Source organism: Rhizobium sp. FKY42, from assembly GCF_005222835.1.
GTDB lineage: Bacteria > Pseudomonadota > Alphaproteobacteria > Rhizobiales > Rhizobiaceae > Neorhizobium.
The window spans coordinates 69,915-89,374 of sequence record NZ_STGA01000016.1 but is presented as its reverse complement, the minus strand read 5'-3'; the positions used below and the strand labels follow the sequence as shown (position 1 = coordinate 89,374).

General features: G+C 58.2%; 18 protein-coding genes. 8 read left to right on the top strand and 10 right to left on the bottom strand.

Features of this window, described 5'->3' with window-relative positions; all coding sequences use genetic code 11:
- Window positions 1–12: 12 nt before the first annotated feature.
- The 9 genes from E8M78_RS07375 to E8M78_RS07335 form a co-directional block, all read right to left on the bottom strand.
- Complete coding sequence (locus E8M78_RS07375; RefSeq protein ID WP_137134453.1) at window positions 13–948, bottom strand: ABC transporter substrate-binding protein; 936 nt, start codon at window positions 946–948, stop codon at window positions 13–15.
- 94 nt (window positions 949–1,042) lie between these two features.
- Complete coding sequence (locus E8M78_RS07370) at window positions 1,043–2,047, bottom strand: ABC transporter permease (RefSeq protein ID WP_062555931.1); 1,005 nt, start codon at window positions 2,045–2,047, stop codon at window positions 1,043–1,045.
- Between the two features lie 26 nt (window positions 2,048–2,073).
- The gene (locus tag E8M78_RS07365; protein ID WP_137134452.1) at window positions 2,074–3,579 is read right to left on the bottom strand and encodes a sugar ABC transporter ATP-binding protein; all 1,506 of its coding nucleotides are present in this window, start codon (window positions 3,577–3,579) and stop codon (window positions 2,074–2,076) included.
- Between the two features lie 481 nt (window positions 3,580–4,060).
- Window positions 4,061–4,663, bottom strand: a complete 603-nt coding sequence (locus E8M78_RS07360) for an SCO family protein (RefSeq protein WP_137134451.1) — start codon at window positions 4,661–4,663, stop codon at window positions 4,061–4,063.
- A complete protein-coding gene (locus E8M78_RS07355) occupies window positions 4,660–5,160 on the bottom strand; it encodes a copper chaperone PCu(A)C (RefSeq protein WP_137134450.1) in 501 nt (166 codons plus the stop codon). The genes E8M78_RS07360 and E8M78_RS07355 overlap by 4 nt, the downstream gene beginning before the upstream one ends.
- Before the next feature lie 54 nt (window positions 5,161–5,214).
- Window positions 5,215–5,871, bottom strand: coding sequence for a helix-turn-helix domain-containing protein (locus tag E8M78_RS07350; protein WP_170973352.1), 657 nt, complete (start codon window positions 5,869–5,871; stop codon window positions 5,215–5,217).
- 85 nt (window positions 5,872–5,956) lie between these two features.
- Window positions 5,957–6,346: a DUF2946 family protein gene (locus E8M78_RS07345; RefSeq protein WP_137134448.1), complete on the bottom strand. Its 390-nt coding sequence runs from the start codon at window positions 6,344–6,346 to the stop codon at window positions 5,957–5,959.
- 144 nt (window positions 6,347–6,490) lie between these two features.
- Window positions 6,491–7,783, bottom strand: a complete 1,293-nt coding sequence (gene rhaI, locus E8M78_RS07340; RefSeq protein ID WP_137134447.1) for an L-rhamnose catabolism isomerase — start codon at window positions 7,781–7,783, stop codon at window positions 6,491–6,493.
- A gap of 50 nt (window positions 7,784–7,833) precedes the next feature.
- The gene (locus tag E8M78_RS07335; protein ID WP_137134446.1) at window positions 7,834–9,930 is read right to left on the bottom strand and encodes a bifunctional rhamnulose-1-phosphate aldolase/short-chain dehydrogenase; all 2,097 of its coding nucleotides are present in this window, start codon (window positions 9,928–9,930) and stop codon (window positions 7,834–7,836) included.
- A gap of 203 nt (window positions 9,931–10,133) precedes the next feature.
- On the opposite strand from E8M78_RS07335, the gene E8M78_RS07330 reads away from it, so the two are divergent.
- From E8M78_RS07330 to E8M78_RS07300, 7 genes are all read left to right on the top strand, one after another.
- Complete coding sequence (locus E8M78_RS07330; protein ID WP_137134445.1) at window positions 10,134–10,946, top strand: DeoR/GlpR family DNA-binding transcription regulator; 813 nt, start codon at window positions 10,134–10,136, stop codon at window positions 10,944–10,946.
- 54 nt (window positions 10,947–11,000) lie between these two features.
- A complete protein-coding gene (gene rhaS / locus E8M78_RS07325) occupies window positions 11,001–12,005 on the top strand; it encodes a rhamnose ABC transporter substrate-binding protein (RefSeq protein WP_137134444.1) in 1,005 nt (334 codons plus the stop codon).
- Window positions 12,006–12,230: 225 nt separating this feature from the next.
- On the top strand, window positions 12,231–13,757 hold the full coding sequence (locus E8M78_RS07320; RefSeq protein WP_137134476.1) for a sugar ABC transporter ATP-binding protein: 1,527 nt from the start codon (window positions 12,231–12,233) through the stop codon (window positions 13,755–13,757).
- Window positions 13,758–13,766: 9 nt separating this feature from the next.
- Window positions 13,767–14,756 (top strand): ABC transporter permease, encoded by a 990-nt coding sequence (locus tag E8M78_RS07315; protein ID WP_137134443.1) that lies wholly within the window; start codon window positions 13,767–13,769, stop codon window positions 14,754–14,756.
- A complete protein-coding gene (locus E8M78_RS07310) occupies window positions 14,753–15,763 on the top strand; it encodes an ABC transporter permease (RefSeq protein ID WP_137134442.1) in 1,011 nt (336 codons plus the stop codon). The genes E8M78_RS07315 and E8M78_RS07310 overlap by 4 nt, the downstream gene beginning before the upstream one ends.
- Window positions 15,760–16,080: an L-rhamnose mutarotase gene (gene rhaM / locus E8M78_RS07305; protein ID WP_137134441.1), complete on the top strand. Its 321-nt coding sequence runs from the start codon at window positions 15,760–15,762 to the stop codon at window positions 16,078–16,080. Before E8M78_RS07310 ends, rhaM begins: the two co-directional genes overlap by 4 nt.
- Window positions 16,077–17,459 carry an FGGY-family carbohydrate kinase gene (locus tag E8M78_RS07300; RefSeq protein WP_137134440.1) on the top strand — a complete coding sequence of 461 codons (1,383 nt, stop codon included), beginning with the start codon at window positions 16,077–16,079 and terminating at the stop codon, window positions 17,457–17,459. The genes rhaM and E8M78_RS07300 overlap by 4 nt, the downstream gene beginning before the upstream one ends.
- 28 nt (window positions 17,460–17,487) lie before the next feature.
- Here E8M78_RS07300 and iolG read toward each other — a convergent pair whose 3' ends face one another.
- The gene (iolG, locus tag E8M78_RS07295; RefSeq protein WP_137134439.1) at window positions 17,488–18,477 is read right to left on the bottom strand and encodes an inositol 2-dehydrogenase; all 990 of its coding nucleotides are present in this window, start codon (window positions 18,475–18,477) and stop codon (window positions 17,488–17,490) included.
- A 127-nt stretch (window positions 18,478–18,604) separates the two neighbouring features.
- Between iolG and E8M78_RS07290 the strand changes: the two genes are divergently transcribed.
- Complete coding sequence (locus E8M78_RS07290) at window positions 18,605–19,420, top strand: MurR/RpiR family transcriptional regulator (protein WP_137134438.1); 816 nt, start codon at window positions 18,605–18,607, stop codon at window positions 19,418–19,420.
- Window positions 19,421–19,460 lie beyond the last annotated feature (40 nt).

The following is a 19,460-nucleotide window of genomic DNA, read 5'->3' as shown; positions in this document are numbered from 1 at the left end:
CACCCTTGTTAATCAATCGTAAAGAACCGCTGCGATCTTTGGATCGTTCATATTGTTCTTGTCGTACCAGTAGTAGCCGGTATCGATAATCTTGGGCAGCTTCTCGCCCTTGACGGCCTTTGCCAGCGAATTGACGACGCATTCGCCGATACCGACCGGGTTCTGGGTGATCGAGCCCAGAAGCGCGCCGCTCTTGATGGCATCCTTCTGGGTTTTGCCTGAGTCAAAGCCGATGCCGACGATCTTTTTGCCCGACTCCTTCAGCGCAACGGCGAGACCGATGGCCGCACCTTCGTTGGAGGCAAAGATACCCTTGATGTTGGGATGAGCCTGCAACATGGCCTTGATATCGTCAGCGGCTTTCAGGGCGTCGTTGGCGTATTGAACTTCGACGACCTTGATATCCGGATACTTCTCCTTGATGCGGTTCAGGAAGCCGTCGCGGCGTCCGATACCGGTTGCGGAAGTCTGATCGTGGATCTCGGCAGCAATTTCGCCCTTTCCGCCAATGGCTTCCGCCATCTTGTCAGCGGCGGCAGCCGCGGCTGTCTTATTGTCCGTCGAGCAGGTGGTGAGCGGCAGATCGCTGTCGACGCCGGAGTCAAACGCCACGATCGGGATGCCCGCGGTTGCAGCCTTTTTCAGAGCTGGGACCTGAGCTTTGGAATCGAGCGCGGCAAAGCCAAGGCCTTGTGGCTTCTTGGCAATGGCTGCGTTCAGGATATCCGTCTGCTTGTCGATCTGCGCCTCGGTTTCCGGGCCTTCGAAGGTAATCTTCACGCCATTGGCCTTGGCAGCCTTGTCCGCACCGGCCTTGACCGCCTGCCAGAACTGGTGGCTGAAGCCCTTGGCGACGATGGGAAAATAGGCTTCCTGTGCTTTTGCACCTGTACTGAACACGCATGCCGCGCTCAAGGCAAGAATGGCTGCGGTGCTGGTTTTCTTCATATCTCGCTCCCATTGATATGTTTGTTTGTTGCAAGAGGCGTCGCATCTTGCGGTTCGATTTCCCAGTCCTGCGAAAGCTCCTCTCTTTCGCCGATCAGGCCCTCCTTCTCAGCATGATGTCGACGAAGACGGCGACGATGATGATGACGCCCGTCACGACGATCTTCCATTCCTCCTGCACTCCCATGATGCGAAGGCCGTTGGTGAGAACGCTCATGATGAAGGCGCCGATAATGGTGCCGAGAATGGTGCCACGCCCGCCGGAAAGCGAGGTGCCGCCGATGACGACTGCGGCAATCGCATCCAGCTCATAGCCAAGCCCGAGCGCCGGCTGCGCCGAATTCAGGCGCGACGATATGATGAGACCGGCAATGCCGCAGATCAGGCCGCTGAGCGCATAGGTCAGAATCTTCCAGAAGTCGACATTGACGCCGGAGAGACGCGCAGCCTCCTCATTGCTGCCGAGAGCAAAGATGTAGCGCCCGAACAGCGTGCGGTTGAGGATGATCGAGGCGATGATGGCGACGATGAACATGATCATCACGCCATTGGGGATTTCGAGCCCCGGGATCAGAAGCGCAAGCGAACTTTCCGGTGAGATCAAGCCATAATTGGGCGTGTCGTTGAAATAGATAGGACGTGTGCCGGAGAAGACGAGTGCAAGGCCGCGCGCGATCTGCATCATGCCGAGCGTGGCGATGAACGGCGGGATCTTGAGCTTGGCGACCGCCGTTCCGGAGATCGCACCCATGACCGCGCCGGAAGCCATTGCCCCCAGAATACCCAGCGGCAGGGGCATGCCGAGATTGGTGAGAATGATGCCGGCCATCACGGCAGTCAGCGTCATCATGGTGCCGACAGCCAGATCGATACCGCCCGAAATGATGACGAAGGTGACCGCCACGCCCAGAACGCCGTTGACGGCGGTGGCCTGCATGATGTTGACGACGTTGTTCCAGGCGGCAAAATTCTCGGTGAAGACGCTGAAGAAGACAAGCAGCGCTATCAGCACCACAAAGGCAACGCCCTTTTGCAGGGTGGAGGTCGAAACGAGGGCCGATTTTGTCTTGCCGGCTTGGTCGAGTGTCAGATCGGTCATGATCGGTTTTTCCTTGTCGAGCCCTGTCAGCGTTGTGTCGCAAGTATCATGATGCTTTCCTGGGTCGCGTCACGCCCCATAAGTTCGCCGGTGATCCGCCCCTCGCACATCACGAGAATGCGGTGTGACAGCCGCAGCACTTCCGGCAATTCGGACGAGATGACGATGATGGCCTTGCCCTGATCGGCCAGCGATTGCAGCAGTTTGTAGATTTCGGCTTTCGCGCCGATGTCGATGCCGCGGGTCGGTTCGTCGAAGATCAGGATATCGCAATCGCGCAGCAGCCATTTGGAAATGACGATCTTCTGCTGGTTGCCGCCGGACAGAAGGCGTGTTTCCTGATCGACCGAGGGCGTCTTGATCCGTAGTTTTTGAACATAGTCATTGGCGGCTTCGCGCATGCGCGCATCGTTCATGAAAAAGCGGCTTCGGGTGAAACGCGGCCAGGACGCCATGGTGACGTTGTCTCCGACGGTCATCGAGGTCACGAGCCCGTAGTGCTTTCGGTCTTCGCTGAGATAGGCCAATCCCAGGCGTACGGCATCCTGCGGACTGCGGATGGCCTGCGTCACCCCATGAATGCTGATCTCGCCACTGTCGATGGGATCTGCGCCGAAAATGGCTCGCGCGACCTCCGTGCGACCCGCCCCCATCAGCCCGGCAAAGCCCAGGATCTCGCCCTTGCGCAGCGAGAAGCTGACATCGCGAATGGCGCGGCCGCTGTTGAGGTTCTTCACATCCAGAACCACATCGCCGCCCTGACCCGTGGCGCGGGTGGCGTCCGCCAGTTCCCGGCCGACCATGAGGGAGATTATCTTGGACATGTCGGTCGTGACGGCAGGCAGGGTATCGATATACTGGCCGTCGCGCATGACTGTCACCCGGTCGGCGATACGCTTCACTTCATCCATCTTGTGCGTGATGTATATGATGCCCACGCCATGGGCCTTCAGATCATTGATGATGGCAAATAGGTGCTCCACCTCCTTGTCATTAATGGCGGATGTCGGCTCATCCATGATCAGGATGCGAGAATTGAAGGAGAGTGCTTTGGCGATCTCCACAAGCTGCTGGCGCGCCACCGTGAGCGTGCCCACTTCGACATCCGGATCGAGATCCACCTTCATGCGGGCAAATAGCGCTGCCGTATCGGCCCGCATTCTCGCTTCATCGACGAACATTCCGAAGCCCTTGCGAGGCTCGCGACCGATGTAGATGTTCTGTGCCGCCGTCAGGTGGTTCATCAGGAATAGTTCCTGATGGATAATGCTGATGCCCAGCGCCTGGGCCGTGCGCGGATCGGACAGGCTTACCTTCTGACCACCCACATGGATCTCGCCCGCATCCGGCTGATAGATGCCGGTCATGATCTTCATGAGGGTGGATTTACCCGCGCCGTTCTCCCCCATCAACGCATGAACTTCGCCCGGACGTAGGTCGAACCGCGCATTCACAAGCGCCTTGACGCCAGGAAAGGATTTGTGAATCGCCTCGACCGAAATCAGCGGAACCGTGTCTGACGTGTTGTGCATGCCATGATCCTGATTGCCATTCTGGCCTGAGAATTGGCCAAGGAAATTCGTTCTCGCCCAGTGGCGAGCGAGTGCAGATTACTTTCATTCTGGCTGGAACCGGCTAATCCAGCGGCGTCCCTACACCCTTACATCAGAGCCAACGGGCTTGCGATGTGCGGACCCAGCGGCGCCGGACGAAAAATCAGCAGTGCAGTTGTCTTGATCTTGGCATTTGTCGTCCTCCCGTCAGCGCATCCATACGACCCGACATCTCCCCAGCCATCGGGTCATCGCTTTCAAGCGCCAGTTCGGCGCCTCGGCCATATAATGCTCAAGAAAACAAGCAATTTTCAATCTATAAAATCATACTTGATGCGGATTTCTTCACTTCAACTGAATTATGTCGAAAAGAGACGTTACTTGTTTCAAATGCGACATTTCGGCATATTCCTCATGAAAGTGTGGCCCGCTGAGGTATGCGCAGCGGGCCGCTTATTCGTCATGAATTTTGCCGAAGGAGTGAGCCGCGTATCTTTTTGAGCGCCTCGTCCTCGTTGATACCGTAGGGCATCATGCCTTTCAGCCGCCCATCGGCTCCGATCAGAAGCAGCGAGGTGGTATGGCTCATGTGATAGTCGCCATCGCTACTGGGAAGTTTCGAGGCGTGGATCATCCAGCCATCGATCACTTTCTTCATCTCCGCTTCGGTGCCTGTAATGCCGGTAATGCGATCCGTGAATGCCGTCACATAGCTTCTCATCACGTCCGGTGTGTCGCGCGCCGGATCGATCGTGAAGAAATAGGCTCGCAGTGATTTGCCATCGGGTCCGAGTTCCTTCAGCCAGTCAGCAACTTCGAACAGCGTTGTCGGGCAAACCTCCGGGCAATGGGTGTAGCCGAAGTAGACAATGGAGGGTGCGCCTTTGAACAGGCTTTGATCGACGGGATTTCCGCGATCATCCACCAGTGAGAAGCGCGCGTTGAACGGGCTGGCTCTCGGCGTGTCTTGTGCGACCCAGGCCATGACGCCAACCAGCGCCGCAACGAAAACGGCAGCCACACCCCCGCCCAGCAGCATGAATGGACTGACGCGTTTCGTCATTTTTTATGTTCTCCAGCGCCGTGGCCGGAGTGATCATTCTTGGCCTCACCACTCGCAGGTCCAACGGCAAATTCCACGTCAACGGATCCGGCCTTTTCGAACACCAGCTTCGCTTTCACCATTTCACCTTCCTTGAAAGGCTGGGCGACATTCATAAACATCAGATGATAGCTGCCGGGCTTCAGTTCAACGGTGCTGTTTGCTGGAACGGCCAGGCCGTTCTTCAACTCGCGCATCTCCATGATACCGCCATCCATTTTCATTTCATGAATCTGGATCGAGGCTGCGCGGTCGGATGAAGCGCTCACGAGGCGATCATCGGCACCGGCGTTCGTGATCTTCAGATAGCCGCCGCCAACTTTTGCACCGGGCAGCATGGCGCGGCTGTAGGGATGGCCGATCTTCAGATCGCCGATCTGAAAACCATGAGCAAATGCGGATGTCACGCCGACGAGTGTCAGGAGCACGGCGACGAGGGAAATCAGTTTCTGTTTCATTGTTTTTCTCTTACGTTGAATTGTTGGACGTGTGCGGCTGGACCGCAGTTGAATTCAGGTGGAGGGCGCCAGTCCGTCCGCGATAGCGCGAAGCGCCGTCTTTTCACGGATGGTAATGCGGTCTGTTCGTTCAAAAGCGATCACGCCCTTGCGTTTGAAGTCGCTCAGACACCGGCTGACGGTTTCGAGCGTCAGGCCTAACCAGTCGGCAAGTTCGTTTCGCATCAGATACAGGGTGAATGAGGGGCGCATCTGCCCACCATTGCCGCAGGCGAACTGATCCGCCAGATCAAGCAGCGCGGTCGCTACCTTTTCCGTGCTTTTCTTGCGGCCCAGCAAAAGAGCGTGCTCATAGGCTCTCTTCATTGCCAGTTGGCGCGCCTCTTCTATTGCATCGCGGTCGGAATGCTCATCCAGTCTTTCGACATTGGTGAATGTCAGGGATCGTGCCTTGGCCGTTCCATGGGCCAGCATGGAGCAGAACAGGATGCGCCCCTGACCCAGCACATCAAGGATCTGTCGGCGACCGTCTGGCAATTCATGGGATACGATCAGGCAGCCCCGACCTATCCTGACTGCAGCGTCACGCCATTGAACTGGGGGGACGAGGGTCATTTGAGGTGCGACCCACCGTTCCTGACGGAACGGGGCCTGGGTATCGGTTAGACGGAACGGAACGGAACCGCCCGCTGGTTCAATGTGCTCTAGCATGAAGCGCAACCCGGAAGGCATTCAGCCTTGACAGGCCGCATGCCGATTGAACGAACACCGTGTCACAACGGTGCATGGCCATTCATCAGGCAGAAGCGGGCGGTGCGCGTGGATTGGCGTTCGGAGGGATCTGCTTGCGATAATGAGCTTCGATCCGCTTCGCGAAAACGAATCTTTCCGCGAATGAAACGATCAGTCCGGTCTGCTCAGAAGGTTCAGGCAGCAGGACGGATGCGCTGAGGCGGCAGGCTTCGCACTCGTTCGAGGCGTGCACATGCGGCTTTGTCTTGCCGTCCTCATCGGAGGAGCAGATGACTGGAATTGAGCCATCTGGCAATGCGATGGCCGAAAGCTCGGCGGTCGTCAGTTGTGCAGCAAGAGCGTCCGGCGGGCTGTGGGCAAAGGACAGCATGACGAGGGCCATCACGCACAGAATGCGTAGCCATGTCGCCCCAATGTGTCCTGAACGTGCCATCCGAAATCCTCTGGGGCAAGATCTATCCGAGAGCATCATTGACCGCAATGCGGCATTTTCGTCTTTGAGGAGGCGCAACAAGGTCACAAAAAAAACGCCCGGACGTTTTGCCGGGCGTTTCTGAATTCGGTCCGAAACGGCGGATCAGACAATACCGCCGGAACCACCTTTGACCGCAGGACGTTCTGCCGCAACGCGGGCCCGGTAGCCGCTGGCGCGATAGGTCGCGACCGGATCAATGGCGCCGCCAGCGCGGCGGCGGGCCTCCGCCAGAATGGCTTCCACATCGGTGCGATAGGCGCGTTTCAGCGTTTCAGTTGCCATCAATGCATCATTGTCGTTCTGGAAGCCTTCCAGGTTAGAGCGGTCAACTAGCAGCGCCTGCGCATAGGCACGGCGAATTTCGTTGGCGGAAGAAATCAGGCTTTCGATCGGGTCCGTCACATTATGGCTCTGGTCGATCATGTGGGCAGGATGGAAGCCCTGCACGCCGCGATGTTCGGCATCCACCAGTTCGTTGAAGACGAGGAACAGGCGGTAAGGCTCGACGGAACCGGCATCCAGATCGTCATCGCCATATTTGGAATCATTGAAGTGGAAGCCGCCGAGCTTGCCGAACTGAATGAGGCGCGCAACGATCATCTCGATATTGGTGTTCGGCGCATGATGGCCGAGATCGACGAGGCAGAAGGCTTTTTCGCCAAGCGTCTGCGCGATCAAATAGTTCGTACCCCAGTCCTGCACGACAGTCGAGTAGAAGGCGGGCTCATACATCTTGTGTTCGGAGAACAGCCGCCAATCATCCGGCAGCGCCTTATAGATGGCGCACATGCTGTCGAGATAGCGCTCGAACTGGCGAGTAAAATTCGACTGACCGGGGAAGTTGGAGCCATCGCCGATCCAGACCGTCAATGCCTTGGAGCCGATGGCCTTGCCGATATCGATGCATTCGAGATTATGCTCGACGGCCTGCGCACGCGTTGCCGCATCCACATGAGACAGCGAGCCATATTTGTAGGACTGCGCCTGATCCGGTGTATCGGAAAAGGTGTTGGAGTTCATGGCATCAAAGCCAAGGCCCAGCGCATCGCCCTTTGCCTTCAGCTCCTTCGGGTCCGCCTTGTCCCACGGAATATGCAGCGAAACGGTTGGCGTGGCCTGCGTCAGTTGATGGATGATGCTGCAATCTTCCAGTTTGTCGAAGATGTTGCGCGGCTCGCCGAGCCCCGGAAAACGGGCAAAGCGCGTTCCGCCGGTGCCGACACCCCAGGAGGGGACGGCCACGAAGAATTCGGCCACCTTCTGGGTGATGGCTTCGATGTCGACATTGCTGCGAGCGAGCTTTTCGCCCAGCGCTGCGTAATCCGACTGGTGGGCGGAAGCGCGCTTGTCGTTCTCGGCGGCGATCAGATCGCCTGCAATTTTCAGATCTGTCATTGGTTCCTCCCGTCAAAAGACCCTGCCCGCGCGAACGGGCAGGGGAGGTCTCAGCGCGTGAAGCTCTGGGCGTTACCGGCATCCACGTTGATGATGTTGCCGGTGGATTTTGCCGAAAGATCGGATGCCAGGAAGTAGATGGCTTCAGCAATATCTTCCGGGAAGACATTCAGCTTCAGCATGGAGCGCTTGCGATAATGCTCTTCCAGATCGGTCACTTCGATCTTGGAAGAAGCCGCACGTTGTTCACGCCACTCGCCGTTCCAGATCTTGGAGCCGCGCAGCACCGCATCCGGGTTGACGGTGTTGACGCGAATGCCAGCCTCTGCGCCCTCCAGTGCAAGGCAGCGGGCCAGATGGATTTCCGCAGCCTTGGCCGTGCAATAGGCGGACGCATTCGGCGACGAAGCCAGACCATTCTTGGAGGCTACGAAAACCACATTGCCACCGAGATTCTGGCGACGGAACAGGCGGAAAGCTTCGCGAGATACGAGGAAATAGCCGGTGGTCAGAATGCTGATATTCTTGTCCCACATGGCAAGCGTGGTTTCTTCCACTGGCGCGGAAGAGGCGATACCGGCATTGGAGACCAGAATGTCCACGCCGCCGAATTCCACGCAAGCTTCTGAGAATGCGGCAGCCACCGCATCTTCCTTCGTGACATCCAGTTGAACGGACCGCACGGTATCGTTGCTGTAGCGCTTGGCGAAATCGCCCTTGGCAGCATCCAGTGCTTCCGCATCGATATCGGCCAGCACCACGCAGGCACCTTCCGCCATCAGGCGTTCTGCGGTTGCGCGGCCAATGCCGCCCGCACCGCCGGTGACGAAGGCCACGCGGCCCGCCATGCTCTTTGGCTTTGGCATGCGCTGCAGTTTTGCCTCTTCCAGTAGCCAGTATTCAATATCGAAAGCTTCCTGCTCGGGAAGGCCCTGATATTCGGAAACCGTGGAAGCACCGCGCATCACGTTGATGGCGTTGACGTAGAACTCGCCAGCAATGCGGGCGGTTGCCTTGTCCTTGGCGAAGGAGAGCATGCCCACACCCGGCACCAGAAAAATGACCGGGTTCGGATCACGCATCTTCGGTGAATTGTCGTGTTTGCAGGTCTCGTAATAGCGTGTGTAATCGGCGCGATACTCTCCCAGCGCCTTGTCCAGACCGGCAATTACGGCGTCGACATCCGGCTTGGCCGGATCGAAATCGACAATCAGCGGGCGGATTTTGGTGCGCAGGAAGTGGTCCGGGCAGGAGGTGCCGAGCGCGCCCAGCGGCTTCAGGTTTTTTGAGTTGACGAATTCGAGCACGGCGTCCTGATCGTCGAAATCACCGAGCTTGCGCTCAAGCTTGCCGATGCGGCCACGGATTTCCGGCATCAACTTCGCCGCAATCGCGCGGCGCTGATCGGCGGGTAGGCTCTGGGTCGCAGCGCCGCCGAAAATGACCTTGCCGTCTGTCTGCGCGGCGAACCACTCGATTGCCTTGTTGATGATTTCAAGCGTCAGTTCGTAGCATTCCTTGGCGTCATTCGCCCAGGTAAACAGGCCATGGCTTTCCAGCACCACGCCCTTGGCGGTGGGGTTCGCCTTTACAAAAGCTTCGAGATCGAGACCGAGTTGGAAGCCGGGGCGGCGCCAGGGCAGCCAGCCGATATCGGCGCCGAAAATCTGTTGCGTCAATTCCTTCGAATTCTTCGAGGCGGCAATCGCAATGATGGCATCCGGGTGCATGTGGTCAACATGCGTGAACGGCACGAAGCCATGTAGCGGCGTGTCGATGGAGGCAGCACGCGGGTTCAGGTTGAATGTGCAATGCGGCAGGAAGCCGACCATGCGGTCTTCATCGTGAACGCCCTGATAGATGCCCTTCAGAGCGTCGAGCTTTTCCTGATAGAGCGTGGCAAAGCCATCAAGCTTGATGGTGCCGACATCGCCGCCAGACCCCTTGACCCAGAGAACCTGCACCTTCTGGCCGGTCAGGGGATCAGTCTCCATCACCTTTGCAGAGGTGTTGCCGCCACCGTAATTGGTGATGCGCTTGTCAGCGCCCAGCAAGTTTGAACGATACAAGAGCTTGCCGGGCTCATCGAGCTTTGCGGCGTAAGCATCATCCCAACGATTATCGAGAAGGCGGGTTTTGCCCGACATGGAACAGGTCCTCCCAGTGTGCGTGTGCTTCCGGTCCCACCGTGAAGCATCTCGTTTGGAGTGAGGATATCGCGCATGGTCAGGTGTGTTGTCAATCACAAACGATCACAAACGTTCATTGTGCGCTGCAATATAATCTTTTTTGATCGTTTGTGATTGACATGATTAATTCGTTTCGAATAAATCGGAACACGGAGGAACCCATGCACGAACGTGAGCGACATCGCATCATCTTGAGCGCCATCCAGGAAAAGCCTGTGGTGACGGTGCAGGATATTGCCGAGCTGACAGAGGCTTCCGAGGCGACAATCCGGCGCGATATTGCCGCGCTTCATGTGCAGGGAAAGCTCCGCCGTGTGCGGGGTGGGGCGGAAGCCGTGCATCCGCCGCAACAGGGCAATCTCGCAGCGCGACCCTTCCGGGTGTCCGAATCCGTCAATATTGATAAGAAACGCGCAATTGCGCGCGCTGCTGTGGAGCTGTGTGAGGAAGGCGATTCCGTTATCATCAATGGTGGCACCACCACTTTCCAGATGGTGCATTTCATGTCGGCGCGGCGCCTGCAGGTCATGACGAATTCCTTCGCCATTGCCGAGCATCTGGTCAAACACTCCAAATGCACGGTTTCAGTGCCTGGCGGCGCGATCTATCGCGACCAGAGCCTGATCCTGTCGCCATTCGAGAATGACGCGATCCGCAATTTCTACGCGCGGCGCATGTTCATCGGCGCGCAGGGCATTTCGTCCCACGGCGTGATGGAGCCGGATGCGCTGGTGATCCAGAGCGAGCAGCGACTGATGCGTCAGGCGGATGAGCTGATCGTGATGGTGGATTCGAGCAAGTTCAATCGTCGCTCCAGCATGATCCTGTGTCCGCTGGAGAATGTCTCGACCATCATCACCGATGATGGCGTGTCAGAAGAGGCGGTCGCCATGCTGGAAGATGCAGGTGTGAAGGTTTTGACGGTGAAGCCCACGGCTTCATCGGCAAAGGAGGATGCTTCTTCCGTCGCGTAAGAGACGCTTCGGGGGGAGGGGAGAAACGGACTTTATCTTTGGGAGGAGTGAAACATGAAACTGACAAGACGTCATTTCGGTGCTGCAGCATTGGCGCTGGCCGCATCGGTTTCCATGGCCAGCATGGCATCCGCCGCGGATGTGAAAATCGCGCTGGTGGTAAAGTCGCTTGGCAACGGTTTCTTTGAAGCCGCCAACAAGGGCGCGGAAGAAGCCGCCAAGGAATTGGGCGGCGTGAAGATCATCTATACCGGCCCGACGTCGACGACTGCCGAGGGCCAGATCGAAGTGATCAATTCGCTGATCGCGCAAGGCGTGGATGCCATTGCCGTTTCCGCCAATGATCCGGATGCGCTGGTACCTGCGTTGAAGAAGGCCGCACAACGCGGCATCAAGGTCATCTCCTGGGATTCCGGCGTTGCCCCTGCGGGCCGCATCATGCACCTCAATCCGTCTTCGAACGCGTTGATCGGCAAGATGTGCCTGACGCTGGCGAAGAATCATCTGCCGGATGGCAAGGGTGATTTCGCAATCCTTTCTGCCACCACCACCTCCACGAACCAGAACACCTGGATCGCGGAAATGAAGAAGCAGCTGAAGGATTTCCCCGGCCTCAACCTCGCTACCACCGTCTATGGTGACGACCTCGCCGACAAGAGCTATCGCGAAGCACAAGGTCTCCTGAAGTCGCAGCCAAACGTGAAGGTTATCGTTGCTCCGACAACAGTTGGTGTTCTCGCCGCCTCGCAGGCTGTGAAGGATGCCGGCAAGATCGGTCAGGTCTATGTCACCGGTCTTGGTCTTCCGTCCGAAATGGCGGGCGCGATCAAGTCGGGTGCGACGAAGGAATTCGCCATCTGGAACCCGATCGACCTCGGCTATTCCGCAACGCAGATCGCCTATCGTCTTGTAAAGGGCGAAGCGACCGGCAAGCCGGGCAGTGAAGTCAAGGCGGGCCGCATGGGCACGATCAAGATTGGCGACAATGGTGAAGCTGCGATGGCCGATCCCTTCGTCTACAATGCGAAGAATATCGATCAGTTCTCGAAGATCTTCTGATTGACGGCGGAAGCCGTACTGGCTGGCTGCAAATCGCGCTCTTCTGCGCTTCCGGTGCTCACGTACGTCTAAGTACGCTCCGCTCCGGTCCTCGAAGTTCACGATTTTCGCTCAACCATTACGGCTTCCGCACCGCACCCTCCTCGCCTTCACCGAAGGCAGGTTCGCAATCTCGAAACAGTGGAGGGGCCTGAGGTGAAATCAACAATGAATGCTGTTGCCCCCATGACCCTGAACACGCCGCTGGCAAACCAAACGCCGAACCTGGCGCCCATTTTGGAAATGCGCGGCATCAGCCAGATCTTTCCGGGCGTGAAGGCGCTGGATCAGGTATCCATCAGCCTCTATCCGGGGCAGGTGACGGCGTTGATCGGCGAAAATGGCGCGGGCAAATCCACGCTCGTGAAAATCCTGACGGGCATTTACCGCCCGACCGAAGGCGAAATTCTGCTTGATGGAAAGCCGGTGCAATTTGCCAGTGCTCAAGCCGCCATCGATGCGGGCGTTACGGCAATCCATCAGGAAACCGTGCTCTTTGACGAACTGACGGTTGGCGAAAACATCTTCCTCGGTCACGCGCCACGCACACGGTTTCGCACCATCGACTGGCGCACCATCAATGCCCGTTCGCGGGAACTGTTGCAGCAGCTGGAAAGCGATATTGACCCGACCATCCGTCTGAAGGATCTCTCCATTGCCCAGCGGCATCTGGTGGCGATTGCCCGTGCGCTCTCCGTCGAAGCACGCATCGTCATCATGGACGAGCCAACGGCGGCCTTGTCACGCAAGGAGATCGACGATCTCTTCCGTATCGTGGAAGGGTTGAAGCGGCAGGGCAAAGCAATCCTGTTCATCAGCCACAAGTTTGATGAGCTTTATGAAATTGCCGAAAATTTTGCGGTCTTCCGCGATGGCAAGGCGGTTGGCCATGGCCGTTTGAAGGAAACGCCTCAAGGCGAAATCGTGCGCCTTATGGTTGGCCGCGACGTGCATGACGTCTTCCCCAAGGTGGAAGCTGAGATCGGTCCTGTCGTTCTCTCCGTTCAAGGCTACAGCCACCCGACGGAGTTTCGCGATATCTCCTTTGAATTGAAGCGCGGCGAAATTCTCGGCGTCTACGGCCTCATCGGTGCCGGTCGTTCCGAGCTTTGCCAATCGCTGTTCGGCATCACACGGCCCTCGGCCGGTCGCCTGACCCTCGAAGGTCAGCCGGTCGAGATCCGCTCCGCTCAGGATGCGATTGCGGCGGGCATTGTCTATGTGCCGGAAGAACGCGGGCGCCACGGTCTGGCGCTGCCTATGCCGATCTATCAGAACATGACGCTGCCATCACTTGCCAAAACCTCGCGCTCCGGTTTCCTGAAGGCTGCCAACGAGTTGGCGCTGGCGCGGCAATATGCGGAGCGGCTGGATCTGCGGGCCGCGGCTCTCTCGGTGCCGGTCGGCACGCTGTCCGGCGGGAACCAGCAGAAGGTCGTCATCGGCAAATGGCTTGCCACCCAGCCGAAGGTGATCATTCTCGATGAGCCGACAAAGGGCATCGATATCGGCTCCAAGGCCGCGGTGCATGGCTTCATTTCCGAACTTGCCTCCCAAGGCCTGTCCATCATCATGGTCTCGTCCGAACTGCCGGAAGTTCTCGGCATGTCGGATCGGATCATGGTGATGCGCGAGGGGCTGATGGCGGGCTTCTATGACCGGTCGGAGGCCACGGCGGAGACGCTGGTGCGTGCCGCGACCGGCAATGCGTGAGTGCGCTTCATGACGAAACTTCTCAAAAGCCGCGAACTGCTGCTGTCCGGCATCATTGCGCTGATGATCGCGGGCTTTGCGACCCGCGCTGAAGGCTTTGCCGAACCCGGCAATCTGGTGAATATCTTCAACGATACGTCGATCCTGATCATTCTGGCGCTTGCGCAGATGACGGTGATCCTGACGAAATCCATCGATCTGTCGGTCGCGGCCAATCTTGCCTTCACCGGCATGGCCGTTGCCATGACCAATGCTGCCTTTCCGGATTTGCCGCTTGTGCTGCTTATCCTCATGGCGCTTGGAATCGGGGCCGCTCTCGGCGCGATCAACGGTTTCCTCGTCTGGATCCTGCAGATCCCGCCGATTGTCGTGACGCTCGGTACGCTCACCATCTATCGCGGCATGGCGTTTGTCTTGTCCGGTGGCGGATGGGTGAATGCGCATCAGATGACGCCGACCTTCCTCAACGTGCCGCGCACGGTGTTTCTCGGCCTGCCCATCCTCTCCTGGGTGGCGATTGCTGTCGTGCTGGGCATGGGCTTTCTGCTGACGCGTACGCCCTTCGGTCGATCGGCTTATGCTTCCGGCGGTAACCCAACGGCAGCTGTCTATGCGGGCATCGATATCGGCCGCACGCGCTTCTTCGCCTTCGTGCTGTCGGGCGCCATGGCGGGACTCTGCAGCTATCTCTGGGTCTCGCGCTATGCGGTAGCCTATGTGGACATCGCCGCTGGCTTTGAGCTTGATAGTGTCGCGGCCTGCGTGATTGGCGGCATCTCGATTGCAGGCGGTATCGGCTCCGTGGCCGGTGCCGTGCTCGGCTCGCTTTTCTTGGGTGTCATCAAGAACGCGCTGCCGGTCATTGGCATTTCGCCCTTCGCGCAGATGGCGATTTCCGGCGTGGTCATCATTCTCGCCGTCGTCTTCAATGCTCGGGCTGAAGCGAAGAAGGGCCGTATCATCCTGCGCGACCGTGCAGCGACCGAGGTGACAGCATGAGCGACGTCAACACAAACGCGACCCGCCGGGTAATACCGGATCGTCTGGGCACCCCCGTCAGTCGCATTTTCTCCAGCTGGGAAGTGCTGCTGTTTGGCGTTGCGGTGCTGATCTTCATCGCCAATTCTTTGGCTTCGCCTTACTTCCTGGACGCGTGGAACCTGTCGGACGCCACCTTCAACTTCACCGAAAAGGCAATGATTGCCTTCGCCATGGCGCTGTTGATCATTGCCGGTGAGATCGATCTGTCGGTCGCAGCCATCATCGCGCTCGCCTCGACGGCGATGGGCGCGGCGGCTCAAGCCGGTGTCGATACACCCGGATTGGTGGCGATCGGCATCGGTGTTGGGCTCGCCTGCGGTGCCTTCAACGGCACGCTGGTTTCCGTGCTGAAGCTGCCGTCCATCGTCGTCACCATCGGCACGATGAGCCTGTTTCGTGGCATTTCCTATCTGGTGCTGGGCGACAAGGCCTATGGTTCTTACCCGGAAAGTTTTGCCTATTTCGGCCAGGGCTATCTTTTCTGGGTCTTTTCTTTCGAGTTCGGCCTGTTCTTGCTCTGTGCCGCCATCTTCGCGGTACTGCTGCACGCCACCAATTTCGGCCGTCAGGTCTATGTGATCGGCAATAATGATTTTGCAGCACGCTTTTCCGGTGTGCCGGTGGAGCGGGTAAAGTTCATCCTGTTCCTGCTGACCGGTCTGATGAGCGGTATCGCTGCCGTCTGCCTCACCTCGCGGCTTGGGTCGACGCGGCCTTCCATTGCGCAAGGCTGGGAGCTGGAAGTGGTCACCATGGTGGTGCTCGGTGGCGTTTCCATTCTCGGCGGCGCGGGCACCATTGCGGGCGTTGTCATCGCTGCCTTTGTCATGGGTCTCGTCACCTTTGGGCTCGGTCTGTTGAATGTGCCCGGCATTGTGATGTCGATCTTCGTTGGCCTTCTTCTCATCGTCACCATCGCGCTGCCCATTCTGGCGCGCCGCATCAAACAGGCATCTAAATCATGACGCTCGAAAAACACGCCTTCAAGATGAAGCTGCACCCCGGCATGCAGGCCGAGTACAAGAAGCGCCATGATGAGATCTGGCCGGAACTGTTGGAACTGCTGCATCAGGCTGGCGTCAGCGACTATTCCATCCACCTCGATCCCGAAACGAACATCCTGTTTGGCGTGCTGACGCGACCGAAAGATCATGGCATGGCCAGCCTGCCAGAGCATCCGGTCATGAAGCGTTGGTGGGCGCATATGACCGATATCATGGAGTCGAATCCCGATAATTCTCCCGTCGCCATCGACCTCGTCCCAGTCTTCTACATGCCATGACTGAAACCCGTCGCATTGCCGTTCTGGATATCGGCAAAACCAATGCCAAGGTTCTGGTGCTGGATTGCGCGACCGGCGAAGAACTGGATGTGCGCCGTCGCCCGAACCAGGTGATCCCAGGTGATCCCTATCCGCACTACGATATTGAGGGTCTTTGGCGCTTCTTCTGCGACGCGCTGCGAGAGCTGAACTCTGGCTGCGGCTTCGATGCGATATCCATCACCACGCATGGTGCGTCTGGCGTTCTGCTGGATGAGGCCGGTGATCTGGCTCTGCCGGCGCTGGATTATGAATATGAGTATCCGGAAGAGATCCGCGCCACCTATGCGCCACTTCGTCCGCCATTTTCGGAAACTTTTTCGCCCGCCCTGGCTATGGGGTTGAACCTCGGCGCACAGATCCACTTTCAGAAGGTGTCCTTTCCGAAAGAATTTGCGCGCGTGCGAACCATCCTCACCTATCCGCAATACTGGGCCTTTCGCCTGACCGGCATTGCCGCGAACGAGGCGACCTCCCTTGGCTGTCATACGGATCTTTGGCAGCCGGGAAAGGGCACATTCTCGTCGCTGGTGGACACACTTGGCATTCGCGACATGATGGCGACTGTTCGCTCCGCCTTCGATGTGCTGGGTGATGTGAAGTCAGCGCTTGCCGCAGAACTCGGGCTTCAAAAGCCGGTGCCGGTCTATTGCGGCATTCATGATTCCAACGCTTCGCTGCTGCCACATCTGGTGGGCCACGAACCACCGTTCGCCGTCGTTTCCACGGGAACATGGGTCATCAACTTTGCCGTCGGCGGCGATCTGGAACATCTCGATCCGGCGCGTGATGCGCTTGCCAATGTGGATGCCTATGGCCGGGCCGTGCCATCTTCGCGGTTCATGGGTGGGCGTGAGTTCGAACTGCTGACCGCGGTGCTCGGGCCTCTTGATGTGGATGCAGCCCTTGCCGCCATGCCTCAAGCCTTGGAGAAACGCGTCCTGCTCACGCCAAACGTCACCTCCGGTTCCGGTCCCTATCCCGGCCAGCAAAGCCGATGGCTGAACGCAGAGGGCGCATCGACCCCGGAAAAATGGGCGGCGTGCTGCCTCTATCTGGCGCTGATGACCGAGACATGCCTCACCCTGATCGGCGCAAAGGGTCCGGTTCTGGTAGAGGGGCCTTTTGCCGCCAATCCCGCCTATCTGGAACCCTTGCAGGCGCTGCTGGGCCGTCAAGTGATTGCCGTTTCCGGTTCCACCGGTACCAGCCAAGGTGCGGGGCTTCTGGCCGGCGTCAAGCTTTCGGCGCAGTCGAAGGAGATTGTCAGCCGACTCGATCCGGCGGCGGTTCAAGCCTATGCGGCGGAATGGGAAGCTAAAACAAGGGCCGCGGGTTAGGCGGCCCTTTATCGTTTGCTGACTTCGCTCAGAGCGAAACGGCTGCGCCTGTCTTGGCGGATTTCAGTGCCGCATCGGCGAGCTTCAGGGCAATCAGGCCATCTTCTGCGGACGGCGAGGCGGCAGCTCCGTTCTCAACCGTATCGATGAAGGCCTTGATTTCAGCCGCATAGGCTTCCGTATAGCGCGTCATGAAGAAGTCATGCAGCGGCGGACGCGTATAGCCGTCCTTGTTGGCCACTTCGATGGAGACCGGGCGCTGGTTTTCAGCGGCAACCGAACCCAGTGCGCCATGTACTTCGATGCGCTGGTCGTAGCCGTAAGTTGCGCGGCGGGAGTTGGAGATCACAGCCTGACGGCCGCTGGCCGTGGTCAGGATCAGGCTGGCGCTATCATAATCGCCCGCTTCTCCGATCTTCGGATCGACCAGTACGGCACCTGTTGCGAAGACGGACTTGATCTCTTCACCCAGCAGGAACCGCGCCATGTCCAGATCGTGGATTGTCATGTCGCGGAAGATGCCGCCGGACACCTTGATATATTCCACCGGCGGCGCACCCGGATCGCGGCTGGTGATCGTCACCATCTCCACCTTGCCGATGGTGCCCTTGTCGATCTCCTTGCGCACGGCCTGGAAATGTGGGTCGAAACGGCGGTTGAAGCCAAGCATGACCTTGGCACCGGTTTCCTTCACCACGTCGATGCAGGCCTGGGCGCGTGCGACGTCCAGATCGATCGGCTTTTCGCAGAAGATCGCCTTGCCAGCACGGGCGAATTTTTCGATCAGATCCGCATGCGTGTTGGTGGGTGTGCAGATGATGACCGCGTCCACATCCTTGTTGGCCAGAACGGCATCAATGGTGCTGACTTCTGCACCTGCCTCATCGGCAATGGCTTTCGCAGCCGCTTCCATGGCATCCACTACGGCCACCAGTTTCGCGCGCGGGTCAGAAGCAATTGCCTTTGCATGCACCTTGCCGATACGTCCTGCACCCAGCAGGGCCAATCTCGTCACCATGGGTTCTCCTCCACTTCGGGATCGATCAGAATTTCAGAATTTTTGTTCCAAATCGAGTTTGGAATATCTATTCCATTTTGCTAGAGTGTAGCCATATTTATGTCAAGCTGATAAAAAGGACGATTGAATGGCGGAGGGTGGCGCACCGGCAAGCGTGGCTGAATTCGAGGAAAAACTGCTCGAAGTCTCCGCCTCTCTCCCCAAGCGACTGAAGCAATGCGCGGATTATGTGGCGGCCAATACAGATCGCATTGCTGTTTCGACTGTCGCTGAAATGGCGGAAGCCGCAGGCGTGCAGCCATCCGCCTTCATGCGCTTCTGTCAGATCATGGGCTTTTCCGGCTATTCGGAAATGCAGCGTCTGTTTCGCGAAAGCTATGTGGGCGGCTGGCCGGATTATTCCACCCGTCTCGACCACCTGCGCGACATGGGAGAGCATAGCGGCCCGCGGCTTCTGGCGGAATTTGTCGAGGCGGGCCGATCTTCGCTTGAGAACCTTCTAAAATCCGTTGATCCACAGGCACTTGAGGAGGCGGTTGAAGTTCTGGCCTCTGCCAATCTGGTTCATATCATCGGCCTACGCCGCTCCTTTCCGGTGGCAAGCTACATTGCCTATGCGCTGGAAAAAATGCAGGTGCCTGCCATGCTGCACAGTGTTGCCGGAAGGCTGGATAGTTCCGCTGCTATCCGTCCGGGCGATGCGCTTCTGGCCATCACCTTCTCGCCCTATTCGGCGGAAACGCTGGAACTGGTGGAGACTGTTCGCGCCCGTGGCGTACCGGTCGTGGCGTTGACGGATACCGCCGTCAATCCACTTCGCAAGATGGGTGCCACCATTCTCATGGTCTCTGAAGTGGACTTTGGCGCTTTCCGTTCGCTTTCGGCCACGCTCTGCGTTGCCATTGCCCTTTCTGCGGCGGTGGGCGCGAAACGCAAGAACTGAATATTCGTGTTGAAAACGCGGAAAATAGAATTTATAGTCC

What these genes read in the sequence shown, in the direction of transcription:
- E8M78_RS07375 (WP_137134453.1), bottom strand. Translation starts at nt 948, where the DNA reads ATGAAGAAAACCAGCACCGCAGCCATTCTTGCCTTGAGCGCGGCATGC.
- E8M78_RS07330 (WP_137134445.1), top strand. Translation starts at nt 10,134, where the DNA reads ATGCACGAACGTGAGCGACATCGCATCATCTTGAGCGCCATCCAGGAA.
- E8M78_RS07370 (WP_062555931.1), bottom strand. Translation starts at nt 2,047, where the DNA reads ATGACCGATCTGACACTCGACCAAGCCGGCAAGACAAAATCGGCCCTC.
- E8M78_RS07355 (WP_137134450.1), bottom strand. Translation starts at nt 5,160, where the DNA reads ATGAAACAGAAACTGATTTCCCTCGTCGCCGTGCTCCTGACACTCGTC.
- E8M78_RS07335 (WP_137134446.1), bottom strand. Translation starts at nt 9,930, where the DNA reads ATGTCGGGCAAAACCCGCCTTCTCGATAATCGTTGGGATGATGCTTAC.
- E8M78_RS07315 (WP_137134443.1), top strand. Translation starts at nt 13,767, where the DNA reads ATGACGAAACTTCTCAAAAGCCGCGAACTGCTGCTGTCCGGCATCATT.
- E8M78_RS07320 (WP_137134476.1), top strand. Translation starts at nt 12,231, where the DNA reads ATGACCCTGAACACGCCGCTGGCAAACCAAACGCCGAACCTGGCGCCC.
- E8M78_RS07360 (WP_137134451.1), bottom strand. Translation starts at nt 4,663, where the DNA reads ATGACGAAACGCGTCAGTCCATTCATGCTGCTGGGCGGGGGTGTGGCT.
- E8M78_RS07300 (WP_137134440.1), top strand. Translation starts at nt 16,077, where the DNA reads ATGACTGAAACCCGTCGCATTGCCGTTCTGGATATCGGCAAAACCAAT.
- iolG (WP_137134439.1), bottom strand. Translation starts at nt 18,477, where the DNA reads ATGGTGACGAGATTGGCCCTGCTGGGTGCAGGACGTATCGGCAAGGTG.
- E8M78_RS07365 (WP_137134452.1), bottom strand. Translation starts at nt 3,579, where the DNA reads ATGCACAACACGTCAGACACGGTTCCGCTGATTTCGGTCGAGGCGATT.
- E8M78_RS07350 (WP_170973352.1), bottom strand. Translation starts at nt 5,871, where the DNA reads ATGCTAGAGCACATTGAACCAGCGGGCGGTTCCGTTCCGTTCCGTCTA.
- rhaI (WP_137134447.1), bottom strand. Translation starts at nt 7,783, where the DNA reads ATGACAGATCTGAAAATTGCAGGCGATCTGATCGCCGCCGAGAACGAC.
- E8M78_RS07310 (WP_137134442.1), top strand. Translation starts at nt 14,753, where the DNA reads ATGAGCGACGTCAACACAAACGCGACCCGCCGGGTAATACCGGATCGT.
- rhaS (WP_137134444.1), top strand. Translation starts at nt 11,001, where the DNA reads ATGAAACTGACAAGACGTCATTTCGGTGCTGCAGCATTGGCGCTGGCC.
- rhaM (WP_137134441.1), top strand. Translation starts at nt 15,760, where the DNA reads ATGACGCTCGAAAAACACGCCTTCAAGATGAAGCTGCACCCCGGCATG.
- E8M78_RS07290 (WP_137134438.1), top strand. Translation starts at nt 18,605, where the DNA reads ATGGCGGAGGGTGGCGCACCGGCAAGCGTGGCTGAATTCGAGGAAAAA.
- E8M78_RS07345 (WP_137134448.1), bottom strand. Translation starts at nt 6,346, where the DNA reads ATGGCACGTTCAGGACACATTGGGGCGACATGGCTACGCATTCTGTGC.